Here is a 19792-nt window from a genome sequence, read left to right as displayed (position 1 = left end):
GCTGCTCCTTTTCAGGCTCGGCACGCAGATCCCGTTTGTCGGGATGGGCCAGCCGAGCCTGTCGTTCTCGGCCAACGAGATGGTCCGCCTGTCGATCTTCGCGCTCGGCATCCTTCCTTATCTGAACGCAGCGATCGTCATTAGGCTGCTCACGCTGGTGTGGCGGCGCCTGAATGCGCTCGAAAGATCCGGCGAGCGCGGCCGGCGCAGCATCGCGCGCTATACGCTGATCCTGACGCTGGTGTTTTCCACCTTCCAGGCCTACGGCTACGCCTCGGCCATCCAGACAATTCCGGCGCTGGTCCCTGATCCGGACGAATGGCCGGTCCTCGCCGCGACCGCGTCGATCGTTGGCGGCGTCTTCGTCCTGGTTTGGCTCAGCGAGCAGATGACCCGCTACGGGATCGGCAACGGCCTGGCTCTGATCTTGAGTGCCAACTTTCTCGTCTCCATTCCGCGCAACATCGCCGGCATCATGGAACTTCTCCAGCAGGGAGCGATCTCGGGCAATCTCGTCCTCGGCCACGTCGTATTCTGGATCGTGACCGTCGTCGTGATCGTGCTCGTCGAAGGCGCGCGGCGAAATATTCCGGTCCAGTTCGGTGCACGCAGCGTCGGCACGCGGCAACTGCCGGTGCGCGATGCAATGCTGCCTATCAAGCTCAACAGCGCCGGGTTCTTGCTTCCGGTTACCGTGGCGCCGTGGATTTTCTTTCTGCCGCTTGCCTTCGCCGGCTTCGTTGTGGGTGGCGATCATCCCCTGGTCGCGGCGGCCTACCAGCACCTCCAGCTGGGGCAGCCGGTGCATATGATCCTCGTGTCAATCGCCGTATTCGTGCTCGCGTTCGTCTACACGGCCTATGTCGTCGATCCCGAATACACGGCCAAATCGCTGGCGCAGCGTAACGGCGCAATTCCCGGTGTAGCGCCTGGCGAGGCGACGGCCGACTATCTCGATCGCGTCGTGTCATTGACGACGGTCGTGGGAGCCGTCTACCTGACTGCGCTGCAGTTGATTCCGGAGGTCTTCGAGCTTTACGGGATGGCTCTGCCTTATAGTATGGTCGTCAGTGGTGGTGCGCTGCTCGTTGTGGTTTGCACCGCGCTTGATATCAAAACACAGGTGCGCGACGTATCGCTCACCAATCCGGGGGGCGTACGCCGATGAGAATTATACTGCTGGGACCGCCGGGGTCGGGCAAGGGGACCCAGGCGCAGCTGCTGGTGCAGCGCTATGGCATCGTCCAGCTGTCGACCGGCGAGATGCTGCGCGCGGCTGTTGCGGCGGGAACGCCGGTCGGTCTGAAGGCCAAGGAGATCATGGCCAGCGGCAGCCTCGTGCCTGACGAAGTCGTGGTGGGAATCATCTCCGACCGCATCGACCAGCCGGACGCCAGGAACGGCTTCATCCTCGACGGCTTCCCGCGCACCGTGCCGCAGGCCGAGGCGCTGGATGAGCTGCTCAGGCACAAGCATCTCAAGCTTGACGCCGTGATCGAGCTCCGCGTCAACGAGAGCGCACTCCTGAGCCGCGTCGAGACTCGCGTCGCCCAGATGCGGGAACGCGGGGAGGAGGTTCGGGTCGATGACACCCCGGAGGTCCTGACCAAGCGGTTAGCCAACTACCGCAACCAGACGGAACCGCTGATTCACTACTATTCCGAGCGGCGGAAGCTCTCGACCATCGACGGCATGATGGCCATCGACGAGGTCACCCGCGCCATTCACCGCCAGCTCCTGGCGCTCGGGGCGGTCGAGCCCAAGACGCACGCCCGGAGCGCGGCCAAGGCGGCGCCGGCCAAGAAGGCCAGGGGAACCAAGACGTCAGCGAAGAAATCGGCCAAAAAGCCGGCGAAAGCAGCCAAAAAGGCTGCCAAATCGGCCAAAACTGCCAAAAAGGCCGCCAAGAAGGCCGTGAAGGGCGCCAAGAAGACAGCCAAGAAAACGGCCAAAAAGGCGGTCAAAAAGACCGCCAAGAAGGCCGTCAAAAAAGGTTCGAAGAAGGGACCAAAAAAGGTCACGAAAAAGCGAGCCAAACGCTAGCAGCGGTTGACGAAAGCCCCCTGAATCCCCTAATAAGCCCCGCATCCAAGTCGGATAGTTTCAGACGATGCCGGGCCCCAGGAAGACCGGGGGTGGGCGTCGTGTTCGCGTTTGTGAACACCTGCCCGAGAACACAAGCACTTAAAGCCCGGTCCTGACGAGGACCGGCGACAGGAGAGAAGGCCGTGGCCCGTATTGCCGGCGTGAACATTCCCACCAACAAGCGCGTGCTGATCGCGCTTCAGTACATCCATGGCATCGGTCAGAAGATCGCCGGTGAGATCCTGGAGAAGGTCAAGATCCCCGAGGATCGCCGCGTCAATCAGCTCAGCGATGCCGAAGTGCTCCAGATCCGCGAAGTGATCGACCGCGACTACCTCGTCGAGGGCGACCTGCGTCGTGAGGTCGGCATCAACATCAAGCGTCTGATGGACCTCGGCTGCTATCGCGGCCTGCGTCATCGTCGCGGTCTGCCGGTGCGCGGCCAGCGTACCCACACCAATGCGCGCACGCGCAAGGGGCCGGCCAAGGCCATCGCCGGCAAGAAGAAGTAAGTTTTCGAATTCAGTCGCGGCGTGCGGCGAACAGGGGATAGCCCGTTCGCCGCGCGCCTTTCGTTCCACAGGTGTAGCCGCTGGCATTACGGCGGCGTTTGAGATCTTCAGGAAAGGTAGTCTATGGGCAAGGAAGCCACCCGCGTTCGTCGTCGTGAGCGCAAGAACATCGCCTCCGGCGTCGCGCACGTGAACTCGTCGTTCAACAACACGACCATCACCATCACCGACGCGCAGGGCAACACGATTGCCTGGTCCTCCGCCGGCACGATGGGCTTCAAGGGTTCGCGCAAGTCGACCCCGTATGCCGCGCAGGTTGCTGCCGAGGACGTGTCCAAGAAGGCGCAGGAGCACGGCATGCGCACGCTGGAAGTCGAAGTCGCCGGTCCCGGTTCGGGCCGCGAGTCGGCGCTCCGCGCGCTCCAAGCCGCGGGCTTCACCGTCACCTCGATCCGCGACGTGACCACGATCCCGCACAACGGTTGCCGTCCCCGCAAGCGTCGGCGCGTTTGATACGGCATTGCGGGCGCATTGGCGCCCGCAATGACTTTTTGCGAAGCCGCGGGAATGATCTGCGGCCTTTCTCCAACGCCAGTATTTGAACTGTCAAATTGACTGGCCTGTATGGGTGAAACAGTGACGATCCAGAAAAATTGGCAAGAACTGATTCGACCGAACAAGCTGCAGGTCACGCCCGGCAGCGATTCGAACCGTTTCGCGACCATCGTCGCCGAGCCGCTCGAGCGCGGCTTCGGCCAGACGCTCGGCAACGCGCTGCGCCGCATCCTGCTCTCCTCGCTCCAGGGCGCGGCGGTGCAGTCGGTGCACATCGACGGCGTGCTGCACGAGTTCTCCTCGATCGCGGGCGTCCGTGAGGACGTCACCGACATCGTGCTCAACATCAAGGACATCTCGATCAAGATGCAGGGCGAAGGCCCCAAGCGCATGGTCGTGAAGAAGCAGGGCCCGGGCGTCGTCACCGCCGGCGACATCCAGACCGTGGGCGACGTCGTCGTGCTCAACCCCGACCTCCAGATCTGCACGCTCGACGAGGGCGCCGAGATCCGCATGGAGTTCACGGTCGCCACCGGCAAGGGCTACGTGCCCGCCGAGCGCAACCGTCCCGAGGACGCGCCGATCGGCCTGATCCCGGTCGACAGCCTGTACTCGCCGGTCCGCAAGGTCTCCTACAAGGTCGAGAACACCCGCGAGGGCCAGATCCTCGACTACGACAAGCTGACCATGACGATCGAGACCAACGGCGCGATCTCGCCGGATGACTCCGTGGCTTACGCCGCGCGCATCCTGCAGGATCAGCTCAACGTGTTCGTCAACTTCGAAGAGCCGCGCAAGGAAGTCGCCCAGGAGATCATCCCGGACCTCGCCTTCAACCCGGCCTTCCTCAAGAAGGTGGACGAGCTCGAGCTCTCGGTGCGTTCGGCCAACTGCTTGAAGAACGACAACATCGTCTACATCGGCGACCTCGTGCAGAAGAGCGAAGCGGAAATGCTCCGCACCCCGAACTTCGGCCGCAAGTCGCTGAACGAGATCAAGGAAGTGCTGGCCCAGATGGGTCTGCACCTCGGCATGGAAGTGCCGGGCTGGCCGCCGGAGAACATCGACGAGCTCGCCAAGCGCTTCGAGGATCACTACTGATCCGCTTTTCACCGTCGCGGCCGGACATTCCGGCCGCGATTTTTATGGGCGAACGCAGGAAGCCCACCTGAGCAACTGGTCCGACGAACCGTCGCGGCAGTTCATACCTAAGGAATAGTCACATGCGTCACGGCAAGGTTCATCGGAAGCTCAACCGCACGGCCGAGCATCGCCGCGCGATGTTCGCCAACATGTGCGCCGCGCTGATCAAGCACGAGCAGATCGTCACCACGCTGCCCAAGGCCAAGGAGCTCCGTCCGATCGTCGAGAAGCTCGTCACCCTCGGCAAGAAGGGTGGGCTGGCCATGCGCCGCCAGGCGATCTCCGAGATGCGCGACAAGGACCAGGTCAAGAAGCTGTTCGATGTATTGGCGCCCCGCTACAAGGATCGCCAGGGTGGCTACACCCGCATCATCAAGGCCGGCTTCCGCTACGGCGACAACGCCGCGATGGCCGTGATCGAGTTCGTCGATCGCGACGTCGATGCCAAGGGGCAGGACTCCGGCCCGGTGCTGGAGAAGGAAGCCGAGGCGGCGTAAGCCGACCCGTACCGAGTTTTCAGAAAGCGGCGCCCCTGGGCGCCGCTTTTTTGTATGGCGCGGCGGCATCTCATGCTGCGCATCGTTTTGTTGGACGCGGTTCCGGCCGGGGAGCTCTCGATGAGGATTGTGTTTGGGATTGCGCTGGCGCTGCTGACGTCGCCGGCCCTTGGCGAGACTATGGTCGAGCGCGGCGCCTATCTCGTCAACAGCGTGATGGTCTGCCACAACTGCCATACGCCGCGCGGGCCGCAAGGGCTCGATCTCTCGCGTGCGCTGTCGGGCGGCAGCCAGGTTTTCGACGAGCCTGCGTTCAAGGTTTCCGGCTCCAACATCACGCCGGACCAGGACACCGGCATCGGCAAGTGGAGCGATGCCGAGCTGAAGCGTTTCCTCGTCAGCGGCATCAGGCCTGATGGCACCAAGGTCGCGCCGATTATGCCGACCGCGTTCTACACCGTGCTCACGGGCCGCGATCTCGACGCGCTCACGGCTTATTTGCGCTCGGTACCATCCGTGCGCCACGAGATGCCGGCGCCGGAATACAAGATCGCGCTGAAGCCGGAGGTGCCGACCTATGCCGGCAAGCAGGCGAGCGAGCAGGAGCTGTCCGATAAGCTCGCGCGCGGCCGTTATCTGTTGACCATCGCCCATTGCCTGGAATGCCATACGCCGGAAGGCCCGTCCGCCGTGCACGATTTCGCCGCGGCGAGCGGCAAGGGCGGCCGGACGTTCAGGGGGCCGTGGGGCGAGTCGGTTTCTCCCAACATCACCCCCGATCGAGCGGTCGGCCTGGGCGAATGGAGCGACGACGAAATCAAACGTGCGATTACGCAAGGCATCGCGCGCGATGGTCACAAGCTCAAGCCGCCGATGGCTTATGCTGCCTATGCCAGCATGACGGCCCAGGATCTCGATGCGATCGTCGCCTTTCTCAGGACGCTGCCACCGCGCAGCTAAATCCTCACGCATCAGTGAGGGACGATTGAAGCTGCAAGTGCAGCGCACGATATCTCCGTCAACATCATTGGAGATAATTCATGAAGATCGACCTTTCCGGAAAGACCGCGCTCGTGACCGGCTCGACCGCCGGCATCGGCCACGCCATTGCAAGAGGCCTTGCTGGCTCGGGTGCGAGCGTCGTGATCAACGGTCGCGGCCAGGACAAGGTCGATGCCGCGGTGCGCAAGCTGGAAGGGACGGGCGCCAAGGTCCGCGGCATCGCCGCCGACGTTTCGACCGCTTCGGGCTGCAAGGCGCTCGTGGCGGCGCTGCCCGAGGTCGACATCCTCATCAACAATGCCGGCATCTTCGAGCCGAAGGATTTCTTCGACATCCCGGACGAGGACTGGAGCCGCTTCTTCGAGGTCAACGTCATGAGCGGCGTGCGGCTGTCGCGTGCCTATATGAAGGGCATGCTGAAGCGCAACTGGGGCCGCATCGTCTTCATCTCATCGGAGTCCGGGCTCAACATTCCCGTCGAGATGATCCACTACGGCATGAGCAAGACGGCGCAGCTCTCGGTCGCGCGGGGCCTCGCGCAGCTCACCCGTGGCACCGGCGTCACCGTCAATTCCGTGCTGCCGGGCCCGACCATGTCGGAAGGCGTCGAGACCTTTGTGAAGGATCTCGCGAAACAGAACGGCCAGTCGGTCGATGAGGCTGCGGCCAATTTCGTCAAGCAGCATCGCCCGAGCTCGCTGATCCAACGCTTCGCCAGCGTCGACGAGATCGCCAACATGGTGGTTTATGTCGCTTCGAAGGAAGCATCCGCCACCAACGGCGCGGCGCTGCGCGCGGAAGGCGGTATCGTCAATACGATTGCTTGAGACTGTGTCTATGCCGGCCTATGTGATCTCCGAGGTCGAGGCGCGCGATCAAGCCGCGATGGAGGCCTATCGCACGCTCGCCGCCCAAACCATCGCGCAATATGGCGGTCGCTACCTCGTGCGCGGCGGTGCTGCGGAAGTGGTGGAGGGCGGCCCGCCGCCGAAGACCATCGTCATCGTGGAATTTCCGTCGATGGCTCGCGCGCGGGAATGGTACGACTCGGCGGAATATGCCGAGGCGCTCAAGCTGCGGCAGACGGCGCTGGAGCGCCGGCTGCTGTTCGTCGAGGGCGTGTTGCCGTCCTAGGCAAGCGTGCGGGGAGGGCTAATCCTCCTTGATCCCCGCGGTCTGAGCAATCTGCTTCATCTCCGCGGTCTCCTTGTTGATCGCCGAGGCCCAGTCGTTGTAGCGCGCGAAGCCCGGCTCGAAGCCGACCTTGGAGAAACGCTCGACCACGGAGGGGTTGTTGATGGTGTCTTCCAACGTGGTGGTCAACTTGTCCCGCACGGCCGGCGGAAGCCCCTTCGGCGTGACGACAGCTCCCCAGGACGAGAAATCGATGCCGGAATAGCCGAGCTCGGCGAGGGTCGGCACGTCAGGTAGGAAGGGCGTGCGCTTGGCCGAGAACGCCGCGAGCACACGCACCGTGCCGGCGTCGAGTTGCGGCTTGACCGCAATCACGGTGTCGACGTGATACTGGATGTGCTTGCCGATCAGATCGTTCATCGCGGGCGCGCTGCCCTTGTATGGCAGATGCACCATCTTGATGCCTGCGCTCGACTTGAACAGCTCGCCTGCGAAGTGCGACACCGTCGCGGCACCAAAGGACGCGAGCGACAGCTTGTCCGGATTGGCCTTGGCTTCCGCGACGAGCGCGGCCAGATCCTTGATCGGATTGTCCTTGTAGGTGACCAGCACCAGCGTGATCTTGCCGACTTGCCCCAGCGGCTCGAAATCCTTGGCCGCATCGTAAGGCACGCTTTCCTTGACGGCCGCCGGCAGGGTGAAGGTCGAGTTGGAGCTGAAGAACAGGGTGTAGCCGTCGGGGGCGGCGCGCGCGACCTCCTTGCCCGCGATCGTGGTGCCGCCGCCCGGACGGTTCATGACGATGACGGGCTTGCCGAGCCGGGCCTCTAGCTCGCCGCCGATGATGCGCGCGACCACGTCGGAGGCGCCTCCAGGCGGAAACGGCACGACCAGTTGCAGCGGTCTGTCGGGATAGTCGTCGGCAAGAGCCAGCTTTCCGTCGAGCATCGCGGCAGCAGCGAAGGCAGTCGCAAGAATCGTTCTTTTCGCCCAGAAGCTCATTCAGCTCGTCCCTCACAATCGTCGCCCGGCTCAGCGGGCGAGCGATCGTAACAGAGAGGGCCGGCCGCTTGGAAGCGGCCGGGTGCTGAAAACTACCACCCCTCCAGCACGATCTTCCCGCGCGACTTGCCGCTCTCGAGCAGCGCGTGCGCGCGCTTGAGGTTGGCGGCACTGATCGTGCCAAAGGTCTGGTCGAGCGTGGTGCGCAGCACGCCCTTGTCGATGAGATCGGCGACGTCGTTGAGCAGATAATGCTGCGCGATCATGTCTGATGTCTGGAACGAGGAGCGCGTGAACATCGATTCCCAGTGCACCGAGATCGCCTTGCCTTTGAACGTGCTCATGGCGAATTCCGGGGGATCGTCGATCAGGCCGAACCGGCCCTGCGGCGCCATGTACTCGGCGATCGCCTTGTAATGCTGATCGGTGAAGGTGAGGCTCGCCACCAGCGCGACCGGCGGCAGCTTCAGCTTCTCGATCTGCTCCTTCATCGGCTTGCCGTGGTCGATCACGGCATGCGCGCCGAGATCGAGGCACCACTTCTGCGATTCCGGCCGCGTCGCGGTCGCGAGCACCGTGAGCCCGGTGAGGCGGCGCGCAAGCTGGATCAGGATCGAGCCGACGCCACCGGCACCTCCGGTGATCAGGAGCGTGCGTGGATCGACACTCTTGCCCGGCACCGCGCCGAGACGATCGAACAGCAGCTCCCAGGCGGTGATGGAGGTGAGGGGGAGGGCTGCGGCCTGCGCGAACGACAGGCTCTTCGGCTTGTTGCCGACGATGCGTTCGTCGACGAGATGGAATTCGGCATTGGTGCCCTGGCGCAGGATCGAGCCGGCGTAAAACACCTCGTCGCCCGGCTTGAACAGCGTGACCTCGGGACCCACGGCATCGACGACACCGGCCGCGTCATAGCCCAGGATCTTGGTCTCGCCCTCGGGCGGCGCGGCGCGCTTGCGCACCTTGTAATCGACCGGGTTGGCCGAGATCGCCTTCACGGCGACGCGAATGTCGCGCCCTTTGGGCTCGGGTTTTGCGGTCTCGAAATCGAACAACGCGTCCTGATCCTCGATCGGAAGCGATTTCTTGTAGCCGACGGCCTTCATGGCTTGTCTCCATCAGATGGCGTGCTCGCCTGCGGTCCTAACTGTCGCTCTAGCTCCGATTTGGCAAGTACTGTAAATTCGGGGATATAGTCCCTGTTTGGATACTATTGGGAAAACACGCATGAAACGGCGCGACTTTGCCCGTCGTCCCGGCTGCTCGGTCGAGGCGACGCTGGATCTGATCGATGGCAAGTGGAAGGGCGTGATCCTCTATCACCTCCAGGACGGCACCCAGCGCTTCGGCGAATTGCGCCGCCGGATGCCCGGCATCACCCAGCGCATGCTGACAAAACAGCTTCGCGCGCTGGAGGAGGACAAGCTCGTCATCCGCAAGGTCTATGCTGAGGTGCCGCCGCGCGTGGAGTATTGCCTCTCCGAGCTGGGCGAGAGCCTCAAGCCGGTGATCGATATTTTGAAGGCCTGGGGCGAGAGCCATCAGCAGCGGCTCTCATGTGCGCCGGCACCGGAGGTCGCGAAGAAGCCGAAGCGCGCGGCGTGACTTTAGAGACGCTGTTGCCAACCTCTCCGTGTCGTCCCTGCGAACGCAGGGACCCATACCGCGTGATCTTGCGGTTGTGATTGGTCGCAGTACCAACGAAGAGTCTTCGCCAAAGCGCTCCCTGTGGTTATGGGTCCCGGGTTCGCGCTTCGCGCGCCCCGGGACGACAGTTGTGTCTCAGAACGCGAACTGCGTGCGCATCGCGACCGCGTCGAAGTTCGAGCCGACATTGGCGGTCGAGACCGGCGAGGCCTGCCTCGACACCGTGCCATGCAGATAGTCGAGCATGAAGCGGACATTGCCGTTGACGTACCAGTTGAGCGCGAGCGTGTAGACCGTCTGCCGTCCGCCGGCGACGCCGTTGGCGGTTGCGAGCTGATCGTTGAGGTCGATCGTCGAGAATCGCCCCGCGATCTCCCAAGCGCCCCAGCCGCCGCCGTCGAGCGAGAACGGATGTGCCGGCTTGACGCCGTTATAAGCCGCATTCGCTGCGTTGTAGGTCCGGCCTTCGCCGGTCAGCACGTAGCCGGCCTGCGCATAGCCGCCCTGGAATTTCAGGCTCGGCAAGCCGGTCGGTAGCACCGATGTATTCGCACTGCGGTCGATATTGTACCAGAAGTACTCGCCCTGAACGATGAGCGGACCGTAGGTCGCCGCCGCTTCGACGCTGTAGACCTGCGCGCCCGAGACATTGGCCATCGCGCCGGTCGAGATCAACGTCGTCGGATCGATGCGCAGCTCCGGACGATCGCTCAGCGTCAGCGTCTGTGTGTTCGCGATCAGATTGCGCGGCGGCTGGATCAGCCATTCCGCATCGACGCCGATATGCACCGAATAGTCCTTGCCGCTGATCGGATTGCCGGCAATGCGCGCCACGGCGCCATATTGCTCGCTGGTGCCCGCCGGTGCCGCGCTCGAGGCGGAATGGATCGCACCGGTCGACGGTCCCGTGACATAGCCGCCGATCCAGAGCTGGTCGTTGTACCAGCGCGTGCCGGCCGCGGAGCGGAAGTCACCGGCGGCGATGTTCGTGGCGATGACGCCGGGCGAAGCACGCTCCATGAACATGATGTCGTTGGAGCTCGTGGCCTCGTCCAGAGTGTAGGGCAGGTCCATGATGCCGGCCTCGATCGCCATCCTGCCGCCGAACGGCTTCAGGCCGGTATAGCTCAGATAGGCATTCTCGACGCCGGAGACGCCGCCGCCCGGCAGCGAGCCCGGGGCCGCGCCGCCAAATCCGTCGGAGGAACCGCCGAAGTCGTAGACCAGCGCGAAATTCCAGTCGTTGAAGAACTTGCCGGCGACGCCGATGCGCGCGCGCCGGACGTTCTCGCCGCTGTCGAGCTTCTGCGGCACGGTGGCTGCGGTATTGGGACGATAGTCATAGCCGCCGACATCCCAATGCAGGCGTCCGGTGATGGCGACGCAGTTGGCCTGGTCGGCAGTGCAGATGGTCGGCCGGTTGTTCGGCATCGTGACGATGACGCCAGGTGCTGGCGGAGCGCCCTTGATCGGGAATGTCGCGTTCGCATTGGCCACGACCGCCTTCGCCTCCGAGCGCGCCTCGGCCTTCGCTTCGGCCTTTGCTTCGGCCCTGGCCTTCGCCGTGGCCGCCGTATTCGCGGCGGTCTGGCTCTGGAGCTTGTCGAGCTTCTGCTCCAGCATCTTCAGCTGCTGCTTCAGCAGCGCGATCTCCTGGTCGCTGCTGCTTGCCGTTTGGGCCTGGGCTTGCGAGGCCGCCAGCGCGCCGGCGAGACCAATCGCCGTGGCTGCAATTCTTGTTCTACTCACGTTACGCCTCCATCGTTAGACGAACTTCCCCAAGTCGCTGGCGGAGAGCCTAGGTGTGATCGATGACTGCCCCGCGACGCTACGCCCAATTGCGCGGTTCCCACTGATGTAAATTCGCCGCAACCGAATCCGCTCGGCACCACCATGCAAGATGACGCGCATCATGCCAATTGGCCGCTCGGGCAAATTGCCGATTCGCACGCTGGGCTTGCATGCCGGTCACACGGGAAGGGGCCTGAAAATGCCGCCTGGCGCCCTTCTATTGGCGGGCGAACGCGCCTATATTCCGGCGTCTTTTCCGAGAGGTAGGAATGTTTCGATCGACCCGGACCGCCGTCGTCACGGCGTTGTGCATTGCGTTTTCAGCTCACTTCAATCCGGCCGCCGCGCAGGACCGCCGAGTTCCGTCCTCACCCGCCGAACTGCGGCTGTCCTATGCACCGATCGTGCAGCGGGTGCAGCCGGCCGTCGTCAACGTCTACGCGGCCAAGGTGGTGCAGAACCGCAACCCGCTGCTGGACGACCCGATCTTCCGCCGCTTCTTCGGCGTACCGGGCCAGCAGCCCGAGCAGATGCAGCGCTCGCTCGGCTCCGGCGTCATCGTCGATGCCTCGGGCCTCGTCGTCACCAATGTCCACGTCATCGAGGGCGCGGACCAGGTGAAAGTGTCGCTGTCGGACAAGCGCGAATTCGAGGCCGAGATCCTGCTGAAGGATACGCGCACCGATCTCGCCGTGCTGCGCCTGAAGGATACCAAGGAGAAGTTTCCGACGCTGGACTTCACTAATTCCGATGAGCTGCTGGTCGGCGACGTCGTGCTCGCGATCGGCAATCCCTTCGGCGTCGGCCAGACCGTGACCCACGGCATCATCTCGGCGCTCGCGCGCACCCAGGTCGGCATCACCGACTACCAGTTCTTCATCCAGACCGATGCGGCGATCAATCCCGGCAATTCCGGCGGCGCGCTGGTCGACATGGGCGGAAAGCTCGCCGGCATCAACACCGCGATCTATTCGCGCTCCGGCGGCTCGCAAGGCATCGGCTTTGCGATCCCCGCCAACATGGTGCGCGTCGTCGTCGCCTCCGCCAAGAGCGGCGGCAAGGCGGTGAAGCGTCCCTGGCTCGGCGCGAAACTCCAGGCGGTGACGCCCGAGATCGCCGAGAGCCTCGGCCTGCGTTCGCCGACCGGCGCGCTGGTCGCGAGCGTGGTCTCGAGCGGCCCCGCGGCCAAGGCCGGTCTGAAGTCGTCCGATCTCATCACCGGGATCGACGGCCAGACCGTGGATGATCCCAACGCTTTCGATTATCGCTTCGCGACGCGTCCGCTCGGCGGCACCGCGCAGATCGACGTGCAGCGCGCCGGCAAGCCGCTCAAGGTCACGATCGCGCTCGAGACCGCGCCCGACACCGGCCGCAACGAGCTCGTCATCACCGCGCGTTCGCCGTTCCAGGGCGCGAAGATCTCGACCATCACGCCGGCGGTCGCCGACGAGCTGCATCTGGACGCCGACACCGAAGGCGTCGTGGTCACCGATCTCGGCGGCGACAGCGCGGCGGCGAATGTCGGCTTCCAGAAGGGCGACATCATCCTGGCCGTCAACAACCAGAAGATCGTCAGGACCGGCGACCTCGAAAAGGCGGCGGGCGAGCGCCCGCGGATCTGGCGCATCACGCTGGTGCGCGGTGGCCAGCAGATCAACGTCACGCTGGGCGGATGAGCCCGAAGCGACCACAGGAGACGCCAACTCTCTTCGCCGCGGCGGGGCTCGACCACGAGGCTCCGCATCCGCTGCCGGACCGGCTGCGCCCGCGCGCGTTGTCGGAGGTCGTAGGCCAGGACCACATCCTCGGCCCCGACGGTGCGCTGACGCGGATGCTGGAGACGCGCACGCTGGGCTCGCTGGTGTTCTGGGGGCCGCCCGGCACCGGCAAGACCACGGTGGCGCGGCTGCTCGCGGATGCGACGGACCTGCATTTCGAGCAGATCTCCGCGGTGTTCTCCGGCGTTGCCGATCTGAAGAAGGCGTTCGATGCCGCACGGGCCCGCCGCGAGATGGGCAAGGGTACGCTCTTGTTCGTCGACGAGGTGCATCGCTTCAACCGCGCCCAGCAGGATTCGTTTCTGCCGGTGATGGAGGACGGCACGGTGGTCATGGTCGGCGCCACCACCGAAAACCCGTCCTTCGAGCTCAACGCGGCGCTTCTGTCCCGCGCGCGCGTGCTGGTGTTTCGCTCGCTCGACGCGGCCGCGATCGAAAAGCTGTTCGCGCATGCCGAGGAGGTCGAGGGCCGCAAGCTGCCGCTCGACGCGGAGGCGAGGGCGGTGCTGGTGCGCATGGCCGATGGCGATGGCCGCGCGTCGCTGACGCTCGCCGAGGAGGTCTGGCGTTCGGCGCGGGCGGACGAGATTTTCAATGCCGCACAGTTGCAGGACATCTTGCAACGCCGCGCGCCGATCTACGACAAATCGGCCGATGGCCATTACAATTTGATCTCGGCGCTGCATAAGTCGGTGCGCGGCTCCGATCCCGATGCCGCGCTGTATTACCTCGCCCGCATGCTCGACGCCGGCGAGGATCCGCTGTTCCTAGCCCGCCGCGTGGTACGCATGGCGGTCGAGGACATCGGGCTCGCCGACCCGCAGGCGCTCGTCATCGCCAACGCCGCCAAGGACGCCTTCGATTTCCTCGGCCACCCCGAGGGCGAGCTCGCGATCGCCCAGGCCGTGGTCTATCTCGCCACCGCGCCGAAATCGAATGCGGTCTACACCGCCTTCGGCACGGCGATGCAGGTCGCAAAGCAGGCGGGCTCGCTGCTGCCGCCAAAGCACATTCTCAATTCCCCGACCAAGCTGATGAAGTCGGAAGGCTACGGCGCAGCCTACGAGTATGACCACGACGCCCCCGACGCCTTCTCCGGCCAGGACTACTTCCCGGAGGCCTTGGGCCGTCAGACCTTCTACGACCCGCCCGAGCGCGGTTTCGAGCGCGAGATCAGGAAGCGGCTGGATTACTGGTCAAAGCTGCGGAAGGAGCGGGGCGGCGCACGCTAGAAACGGCCATTTCGCCGTGACGGCAGCCGGCTTTTAGGGTAGGCAGGCAACCATGAGCCGCCGCATCAAAAGAACCGATCCCAAGCCCCGTTCGCGCGACGAGCGCAAGGAATCGCGCCCGTTCAAGGCGCGCAGCGCGAAGACGGCCGGGCCGCGACCGGGCGGCAAGCCCGGCAGCAAGCCGCCGCGCTTTGCGGGCGAGCGTGCCGAGCGGCGGCTGCCCAAAGCCGAGCCGGAACGGGCTGCGCCGGAGAAGCCCGTCGAAGCCTTGCTGCCGACCAAGGTGCAGACCGTCAAAGTGACGGCCGACGAAAACAACATGCGCGTCGATCGTTTTCTCGAAGCGCGCTTTCCCGGCCTCTCGTTCTCCCACATCCAGCGCGTCGTGCGCAAAGGCGAGCTGCGCGTCGACGGCAAGCGTGTCGACAGCAAGGACCGCCTGGAGGAGGGCCAGAGCGTCCGCATTCCGCCGCTGAAGCTCGACACGCCGAAGACGGCCGGCCCGCTGTCGGAAGCCGCGCAGAAGACGCTGGCCGCGCTCAAGGAGATGACGATCTGGGAGGACGACGACGTCCTCGTGCTGAACAAGCCCGCCGGTCTTGCCGTGCAGGGCGGCTCGGGCATGACGCGGCACATCGACCAGATGCTGGAGGTGATGCGCGATTCCAAGGGCCAGAAGCCGCGGCTCGTGCACCGCATCGACAGGGAGACGTCGGGCTGCCTCCTGATCGCCAAGACGCGCTTTGCCGCCTCGCATCTGACCGGTGCGTTCCGTTCGCGGTCCGCACGAAAGACCTATTGGGCACTGGTGCCGGGGCTGCCGAAGCCCAAGCAGGGCCGCATCTCGACTTTCCTTGCGAAAGAGGAGAGCGAGGACGACACCATCATGCGCATCGCCCAGCATGGCGACGACGGCGCCAGCCACGCGGTGACGTACTATGCGGTGGTCGAGACCGCCGGTAACAAGCTGACCTGGGTGTCGCTCAAGCCCGTGACGGGCCGCACCCACCAGCTGCGCGCCCATATGGAACATATCGGCCACCCCATCGTCGGCGATCCCAAATATTTCAACATCGAGAACTGGCAGCTGCCGGGCGGCCTGCAAAACCGGCTGCATCTGCTCGCACGTCGCATCGTCATTCCGCATCCCCGCGGCGGCGTAATCGACGCCAGCGCGCCATTGCCGCCGCACATGCAGCAATCGTGGAATCTGCTCGGGCTCGACGCAACCCGGTTCGATCCGATCGAGAACGCGCCCGAAGAATAGCCGGGTTGAACAGAGGCGGCCGAAGCACAACATCTGCTCCATGAAACGGATCTCGATCCTCTTCGTGGTTGCGACGGCGCTGCTCGCGGGGCAGGGCGCCCAGGCGCAGTATCTGCTGCCGGGCGCCTCGCGGTACAATCTGCCGCCGTCTTCACCCCCACCGCCGCCGAAGATCGAGGTGCCGAAGGTCCCGCAGTTCGACGCGCCGCCGAACTACAATTACCGGCCGCTCCCCCGCAATTCATTCAGCGACCGCGTCACGAGGTGTCTCGACGATGCCGCGGCCGCGGGGCTGGGTCCCGCCGATCGGGCCACCTATGCGCGCAGTTGCGCCAACTAGCAGGATCTGGACCTGCTCGCGCGCCTCTATCCCCCGGCTCCGGGGTGTGGAAGATGCCGCAAGTTCCCTCATACCTGCCGCTCGCTTTATCGGCAGCCGGACTTATCTTAGAACCCCGGCATTCAGCGGCGGAGCCCGAAGACTCAAGATGCGCGAATTGTTCGATGAAGCTGCGGGGCGATCCCCGCTCGATCCGCAGGAATCGGTCCGCCAGGCCGCGCGCGCGCCGCAGCGCAGGCGCTTCTACAAGGAGGCGGGCGTCGCTGATGCGGAGGGCGGCTTCGCCATCACGCTCGACGGCAAGCCGATCCGCACGCCGTCCGGCCGCCAGGTGGTGATCCCGTCGCGCGCGCTGGCCGAGGCGGTCGCCTCGGAATGGGCGGCTCAGGGCGAGACGATCGATCCCGTGACCATGCCGCTGACGCGGATCGCCAACAGCGTCGTCGAGGGGGTCGTCGATCGCGTCGAGCTCGTCAGCGACGACCTCGCAAAATACTTCGAGACCGACTTGCTGTTCTATCGCGCCGGCCATCCCGAAGGGCTGGTCGCCCGTGAGGCCGCGCATTGGGATCCCGTGCTGTTCTGGGCTGCGCAGACGCTGGGGGCGCATTTCATCCTGTCCGAGGGCATCATGCATGTGAAGCAGCCGAAGGAGGCGGTTCAGGCCGCCCGCGCGGCGCTGCCCGGGGATGCCTGGTCGGTGGCGGCGCTCCACGTGGTCACGACCCTGACCGGCTCGGCCCTGCTGGCGCTGGCGCTCGCCCATGGCGTCCGCGATTCCGGCCAGGTCTGGGCCGCAGCCCATGTCGACGAGGACTGGAACGCCGAGAAATGGGGCGTGGACGAGGAGGCAGCCAGCCGCCGGGCCGCGCGCTTCAGGGATTTCGAGGCCGCCGTGACGGTTTTGGTAGCGGCGAAGCCGCAAGCGGCCGAAGGTCCTTAACGAGAGGTTTACGAGGGCGGCCTTAGGGTGGGGCCAGCGTTCCCTGGGCCCCTTCAGATGCCGGCGCCGATAAGCTCGATCATTCCCGTCAGTGCTGCCAGCCCTGTTGCTGATGCGGCGACGCCCGATCTCGTGCTGCAGGCCGGCAGCGTCGTCGATGCCAAAGTCGTCAGCGTGCTCGCCGACAATCTGGTTCGGATCGCGATCGCCAATCTTACGATGGACGTGGCGTCGGAGGTGGCGCTGACATCAGGGCAAAATCTCCAGCTCGCGGTATCTCAGAACGACGGCACCATCCGGCTTGCCGTCATGAGCGGAGCGGGCGAGGCGACTGCCGATCAGATCATGCTGACACCGCGTGCAGCTGCGCTGGTGGAGAGCCCGTCGCTTGCGCCGTCAGCGCGCGCGGCACGCAATACGCTGACGCCATTGGAGCAGGCCGCCGTCACGACGGCGTCGGCCGAGGCCGTCACAAAACAGGGCAGCCAGGCGCCGCTGTTCGCCAATCTGGCCGCCGTCGTCACCGGCAGCGATCTGCCGGCGGGACTGAAGCAGGCGGTCCTGGATGTGCTGGCGCAGCAGACGCCGCTCAACACCGGGCTCGATGGCGGCGACATCGAATCCGCCTTCCAGAAGTCCGGCCTGTTCCTCGAGGCTTCGCTGGCCGCCGGCACGACGCCGTCCGCCGGCACGATGCCTGACCTGAAGGCGGCACTGCTGGTGCTGCGCCAGACGCTGGCCACGCTCGAGACCGCCGGGCCGCAGGGCGCCGCGATTTCGGCTGGCGCCACGGCAACGCCGCAGGTCGCCGCCGCGCCGGCCGCTTCGCCGTCGACCGAACCGGGCATCGCCCAACAGCCGCAGATGCCACGCAGCGCCAATCTCGCGGCCGCCGTGCTCGCCGACATCGCCGGCAACGCCCCGCAGGCCGCGATGCCGCGAACCATGTCCGCCGGCCTGGCGGCGAGCCTATTGCAGGAGATCACGCAGAACCTGCCGCGCATGACGGGCAATGTGCCCGGCTCGAACAAGGCCGTGCCTGACGGACATATCTTCGAGGCCGCCGCGCGCACGACGCCGCCGCCGTTCCGCGGCGCATTGCCGGCGCCTCAGTCCATCGCCTCGCCATCGCTCGCGCCGGATACGCCGCTGACGGCGACCGTGCATCGCCTGCTCGACGACACCGATGCCGCGATCGCGCGGCAGACCTTGCTCCAGGTCGCCTCGCTCCCGGACCGCGTCGACGCCAGTGGCCATCGCATCGACCCGGCCGTGCCGCAGTGGAATTTCGAGATTCCCTTCGCAACGCCGCAGGGCACCGCGATGGCGCAGTTCGAGATCTCGCGCGACGGCGGCAACGAATCCGGCGATCCCGCCACGCGCGCCTGGCGCGCGCGCTTCACGCTCAATGTCGAGCCGGCCGGTCCCGTGCACGCCCTGATTACTCTGAACGGTGACAAGACTTTCGTGCGGATGTGGGCGGAGCGGCCGGCGACGGCGCAGCAGCTCCGCGCCGGCATCGGCGAGCTCAACCAGGCGCTGACGCGGGCCGAGCTCAAGCCCGGTGACATCCTGGTGCGCGACGGCACGCCGCCGCAGCCGGCACCGGCCCGTGCCGGCCACTTCCTGGATCGCGCCACATGAGCGACCCGTCCAAGCTTGCGATCGCGCTGCATTATGAGAAGGGCACCAATGCCCCCGTCGTCGTCGCCAAGGGCAAGGGCACGATCGGCGAAAAGATCGTCGAGATCGCCAAGGCCAACGACATCCCGATCGAGGAGAACGAGATTTTGGCCGGCGCGCTGTCCAAGGTCGAGCTCGGCGAGGAGATTCCGCCCGACCTCTACAAGGCCGTCGCCGAAGTGCTGGTGTTCGTGCTGCGGCTGTCGGGCCGGGGGCGATAGAAACTACCTGTCATCGTTTCACCACGATAGCGGCTGCATGGTCGCGCCGACTCCCATGGCTCAACGGACATCGCCCTTGCTCACCCGCCGTTCCACCCTTGGCCTTCTCGCCGCAACTGCGATCCTGCCGCAGCGTGCGTTCGCCCATGTCGCGCCGCCGCGCAACGAGATCCGCGACAGCCTCGCAAAGCGCTTCACCGACCTCGGCACGTCAGGCACCTTCGTCGGCTACAAGGTCGAGGACTATCTGATCGTCGCCAGCGACAAGGAGCGTTCGGGCGAGGCGAAGCTGCCGGCCTCGACCTTCAAGATCCCGAACTCGCTGATCGCGCTCGAGACCGGCGTGGTCACCGATCCCGACAAGGACGTGTTCCCGTGGGACGGCGTGAAGCGTCCGATCGAAGTCTGGAACAAGGATCACACGCTGCGCAGCGCGATCGCGGTCAGCGCCGTGCCGGTCTATCAGGAGATCGCGCGCCGGATCGGGCAAGAGCGCATGCAAAAATACGTCGATCTGTTCGACTACGGCAATCGCGATATCGGCGGCGGCATCGACCAGTTCTGGCTCACCGGCAATTTGCGCATCGACCCGGTCGAGCAGGTCGATTTCGTCGACCGGCTGCGCCGCCGCGCGCTGCCGATCAGCAAGCGCAGCCAGGATCTCGTCGCTGACATCCTGCCGGTCACCAAGGTTGGCGATAGCGTCATTCGCGCCAAGTCCGGGCTCTTGGGCGCCGAGCGCGGCGAGCCGTCGCTCGGCTGGATGGTGGGCTGGGCCGAGAAGGGCGAGGCCCACACCGTGTTCGCGCTCAACATGGATTGCAAGGAGCCGCGTCTCGTCAGCGAGCGCATGCCGCTGACGCAAGCCTGCCTTGCCGAGATCGGCGCGATCTGACTCTCGCTGGCGCGTCCCGCGGCGCTCGACTAGCATCGTCCCGACCAAACAAGAAAAAAGGTCGG

21 protein-coding genes are annotated in these 19792 nt (G+C 65.3%); 18 read left to right on the top strand and 3 right to left on the bottom strand.

What is annotated here, in order from left to right; translation table 11 throughout:
• The first annotated feature begins 43 nt into the window (after window positions 1-43).
• The 9 genes from NLM15_RS26925 to NLM15_RS26885 all read left to right on the top strand — a co-directional run bounded on the left by NLM15_RS26925 (window position 44) and on the right by NLM15_RS26885 (window position 6928).
• The gene (locus NLM15_RS26925; RefSeq protein WP_254120458.1) at window positions 44-1168 is read left to right on the top strand and encodes a preprotein translocase subunit SecY; all 1125 of its coding nucleotides are present in this window, start codon (window positions 44-46) and stop codon (window positions 1166-1168) included.
• On the top strand, window positions 1165-2043 hold the full coding sequence (locus NLM15_RS26920; protein WP_254120456.1) for an adenylate kinase: 879 nt from the start codon (window positions 1165-1167) through the stop codon (window positions 2041-2043). The genes NLM15_RS26925 and NLM15_RS26920 overlap by 4 nt, the downstream gene beginning before the upstream one ends.
• A gap of 185 nt (window positions 2044-2228) precedes the next feature.
• A complete protein-coding gene (gene rpsM / locus NLM15_RS26915) occupies window positions 2229-2597 on the top strand; it encodes a 30S ribosomal protein S13 (RefSeq protein ID WP_014494511.1) in 369 nt (122 codons plus the stop codon).
• Window positions 2598-2720: 123 nt separating this feature from the next.
• On the top strand, window positions 2721-3110 hold the full coding sequence (gene rpsK / locus NLM15_RS26910) for a 30S ribosomal protein S11 (RefSeq protein ID WP_007603045.1): 390 nt from the start codon (window positions 2721-2723) through the stop codon (window positions 3108-3110).
• A 111-nt stretch (window positions 3111-3221) separates the two neighbouring features.
• Complete coding sequence (locus NLM15_RS26905) at window positions 3222-4253, top strand: DNA-directed RNA polymerase subunit alpha (RefSeq protein WP_008136316.1); 1032 nt, start codon at window positions 3222-3224, stop codon at window positions 4251-4253.
• Window positions 4254-4375: 122 nt separating this feature from the next.
• Entirely contained in the window at window positions 4376-4792 is a 417-nt protein-coding gene (rplQ, locus tag NLM15_RS26900) for a 50S ribosomal protein L17 (protein ID WP_254120454.1), read from the top strand.
• A gap of 120 nt (window positions 4793-4912) precedes the next feature.
• Window positions 4913-5752: a cytochrome c gene (locus tag NLM15_RS26895; RefSeq protein WP_254120452.1), complete on the top strand. Its 840-nt coding sequence runs from the start codon at window positions 4913-4915 to the stop codon at window positions 5750-5752.
• 80 nt (window positions 5753-5832) lie between these two features.
• A complete protein-coding gene (locus tag NLM15_RS26890) occupies window positions 5833-6621 on the top strand; it encodes an SDR family NAD(P)-dependent oxidoreductase (protein WP_254120450.1) in 789 nt (262 codons plus the stop codon).
• Window positions 6622-6631: 10 nt separating this feature from the next.
• Window positions 6632-6928, top strand: coding sequence for a DUF1330 domain-containing protein (locus tag NLM15_RS26885; protein ID WP_254120448.1), 297 nt, complete (start codon window positions 6632-6634; stop codon window positions 6926-6928).
• Window positions 6929-6946: 18 nt separating this feature from the next.
• On the opposite strand, the gene NLM15_RS26880 is transcribed toward NLM15_RS26885, so the two are convergent.
• Both NLM15_RS26880 and NLM15_RS26875 read right to left on the bottom strand, forming a co-directional pair.
• Entirely contained in the window at window positions 6947-7930 is a 984-nt protein-coding gene (locus NLM15_RS26880; RefSeq protein ID WP_254120446.1) for a tripartite tricarboxylate transporter substrate binding protein, read from the bottom strand.
• A 92-nt stretch (window positions 7931-8022) separates the two neighbouring features.
• Window positions 8023-9036, bottom strand: a complete 1014-nt coding sequence (locus tag NLM15_RS26875; protein WP_254120444.1) for a zinc-binding alcohol dehydrogenase family protein — start codon at window positions 9034-9036, stop codon at window positions 8023-8025.
• A gap of 121 nt (window positions 9037-9157) precedes the next feature.
• Between NLM15_RS26875 and NLM15_RS26870 the strand changes: the two genes are divergently transcribed.
• Window positions 9158-9535 carry a helix-turn-helix domain-containing protein gene (locus tag NLM15_RS26870; RefSeq protein ID WP_254120442.1) on the top strand — a complete coding sequence of 126 codons (378 nt, stop codon included), beginning with the start codon at window positions 9158-9160 and terminating at the stop codon, window positions 9533-9535.
• A gap of 177 nt (window positions 9536-9712) precedes the next feature.
• On the opposite strand, the gene NLM15_RS26865 is transcribed toward NLM15_RS26870, so the two are convergent.
• A complete protein-coding gene (locus NLM15_RS26865; RefSeq protein ID WP_254120440.1) occupies window positions 9713-11326 on the bottom strand; it encodes an OprO/OprP family phosphate-selective porin in 1614 nt (537 codons plus the stop codon).
• Between the two features lie 311 nt (window positions 11327-11637).
• Here NLM15_RS26865 and NLM15_RS26860 point away from each other — a divergent pair, with 311 nt between their 5' ends.
• The 8 genes from NLM15_RS26860 to blaOXA all read left to right on the top strand — a co-directional run bounded on the left by NLM15_RS26860 (window position 11638) and on the right by blaOXA (window position 19727).
• Window positions 11638-13044: a DegQ family serine endoprotease gene (locus NLM15_RS26860; protein ID WP_254120438.1), complete on the top strand. Its 1407-nt coding sequence runs from the start codon at window positions 11638-11640 to the stop codon at window positions 13042-13044.
• Complete coding sequence (locus NLM15_RS26855) at window positions 13041-14378, top strand: replication-associated recombination protein A (protein ID WP_254120436.1); 1338 nt, start codon at window positions 13041-13043, stop codon at window positions 14376-14378. Before NLM15_RS26860 ends, NLM15_RS26855 begins: the two co-directional genes overlap by 4 nt.
• Window positions 14379-14430: 52 nt before the next feature.
• Complete coding sequence (locus tag NLM15_RS26850; protein ID WP_254120434.1) at window positions 14431-15645, top strand: RluA family pseudouridine synthase; 1215 nt, start codon at window positions 14431-14433, stop codon at window positions 15643-15645.
• Window positions 15646-15685: 40 nt separating this feature from the next.
• Window positions 15686-15985, top strand: a complete 300-nt coding sequence (locus NLM15_RS26845) for a hypothetical protein (RefSeq protein ID WP_254120433.1) — start codon at window positions 15686-15688, stop codon at window positions 15983-15985.
• A 148-nt stretch (window positions 15986-16133) separates the two neighbouring features.
• On the top strand, window positions 16134-16928 hold the full coding sequence (locus NLM15_RS26840) for an ATP12 family chaperone protein (protein ID WP_254120431.1): 795 nt from the start codon (window positions 16134-16136) through the stop codon (window positions 16926-16928).
• A 57-nt stretch (window positions 16929-16985) separates the two neighbouring features.
• On the top strand, window positions 16986-18572 hold the full coding sequence (locus tag NLM15_RS26835; protein WP_254120430.1) for a flagellar hook-length control protein FliK: 1587 nt from the start codon (window positions 16986-16988) through the stop codon (window positions 18570-18572).
• Window positions 18569-18832 carry an EscU/YscU/HrcU family type III secretion system export apparatus switch protein gene (locus NLM15_RS26830; RefSeq protein ID WP_038956401.1) on the top strand — a complete coding sequence of 88 codons (264 nt, stop codon included), beginning with the start codon at window positions 18569-18571 and terminating at the stop codon, window positions 18830-18832. The genes NLM15_RS26835 and NLM15_RS26830 overlap by 4 nt, the downstream gene beginning before the upstream one ends.
• Window positions 18833-18887: 55 nt before the next feature.
• A complete protein-coding gene (blaOXA, locus tag NLM15_RS26825) occupies window positions 18888-19727 on the top strand; it encodes a class D beta-lactamase (protein ID WP_375166859.1) in 840 nt (279 codons plus the stop codon).
• The last annotated feature ends 65 nt before the right edge of the window (window positions 19728-19792 follow it).

Source organism: Bradyrhizobium sp. CCGB20 (genome assembly GCF_024199855.1).
Classification (GTDB): domain Bacteria; phylum Pseudomonadota; class Alphaproteobacteria; order Rhizobiales; family Xanthobacteraceae; genus Bradyrhizobium.
This window is presented reverse-complemented; position numbering and strand designations above follow the sequence as displayed.

What these genes read in the sequence shown, in the direction of transcription:
- NLM15_RS26860 (WP_254120438.1), top strand. Translation starts at nt 11,638, where the DNA reads ATGTTTCGATCGACCCGGACCGCCGTCGTCACGGCGTTGTGCATTGCG.
- NLM15_RS26885 (WP_254120448.1), top strand. Translation starts at nt 6,632, where the DNA reads ATGCCGGCCTATGTGATCTCCGAGGTCGAGGCGCGCGATCAAGCCGCG.
- NLM15_RS26905 (WP_008136316.1), top strand. Translation starts at nt 3,222, where the DNA reads ATGGGTGAAACAGTGACGATCCAGAAAAATTGGCAAGAACTGATTCGA.
- NLM15_RS26890 (WP_254120450.1), top strand. Translation starts at nt 5,833, where the DNA reads ATGAAGATCGACCTTTCCGGAAAGACCGCGCTCGTGACCGGCTCGACC.
- NLM15_RS26840 (WP_254120431.1), top strand. Translation starts at nt 16,134, where the DNA reads ATGCGCGAATTGTTCGATGAAGCTGCGGGGCGATCCCCGCTCGATCCG.
- NLM15_RS26920 (WP_254120456.1), top strand. Translation starts at nt 1,165, where the DNA reads ATGAGAATTATACTGCTGGGACCGCCGGGGTCGGGCAAGGGGACCCAG.
- NLM15_RS26850 (WP_254120434.1), top strand. Translation starts at nt 14,431, where the DNA reads ATGAGCCGCCGCATCAAAAGAACCGATCCCAAGCCCCGTTCGCGCGAC.
- blaOXA (WP_375166859.1), top strand. Translation starts at nt 18,888, where the DNA reads ATGGCTCAACGGACATCGCCCTTGCTCACCCGCCGTTCCACCCTTGGC.
- NLM15_RS26895 (WP_254120452.1), top strand. Translation starts at nt 4,913, where the DNA reads ATGAGGATTGTGTTTGGGATTGCGCTGGCGCTGCTGACGTCGCCGGCC.
- NLM15_RS26835 (WP_254120430.1), top strand. Translation starts at nt 16,986, where the DNA reads ATGCCGGCGCCGATAAGCTCGATCATTCCCGTCAGTGCTGCCAGCCCT.
- NLM15_RS26855 (WP_254120436.1), top strand. Translation starts at nt 13,041, where the DNA reads ATGAGCCCGAAGCGACCACAGGAGACGCCAACTCTCTTCGCCGCGGCG.
- NLM15_RS26830 (WP_038956401.1), top strand. Translation starts at nt 18,569, where the DNA reads ATGAGCGACCCGTCCAAGCTTGCGATCGCGCTGCATTATGAGAAGGGC.
- NLM15_RS26875 (WP_254120444.1), bottom strand. Translation starts at nt 9,036, where the DNA reads ATGAAGGCCGTCGGCTACAAGAAATCGCTTCCGATCGAGGATCAGGAC.
- NLM15_RS26870 (WP_254120442.1), top strand. Translation starts at nt 9,158, where the DNA reads ATGAAACGGCGCGACTTTGCCCGTCGTCCCGGCTGCTCGGTCGAGGCG.
- NLM15_RS26880 (WP_254120446.1), bottom strand. Translation starts at nt 7,930, where the DNA reads ATGAGCTTCTGGGCGAAAAGAACGATTCTTGCGACTGCCTTCGCTGCT.
- rplQ (WP_254120454.1), top strand. Translation starts at nt 4,376, where the DNA reads ATGCGTCACGGCAAGGTTCATCGGAAGCTCAACCGCACGGCCGAGCAT.
- rpsK (WP_007603045.1), top strand. Translation starts at nt 2,721, where the DNA reads ATGGGCAAGGAAGCCACCCGCGTTCGTCGTCGTGAGCGCAAGAACATC.
- NLM15_RS26925 (WP_254120458.1), top strand. Translation starts at nt 44, where the DNA reads ATGGGCCAGCCGAGCCTGTCGTTCTCGGCCAACGAGATGGTCCGCCTG.
- NLM15_RS26845 (WP_254120433.1), top strand. Translation starts at nt 15,686, where the DNA reads ATGAAACGGATCTCGATCCTCTTCGTGGTTGCGACGGCGCTGCTCGCG.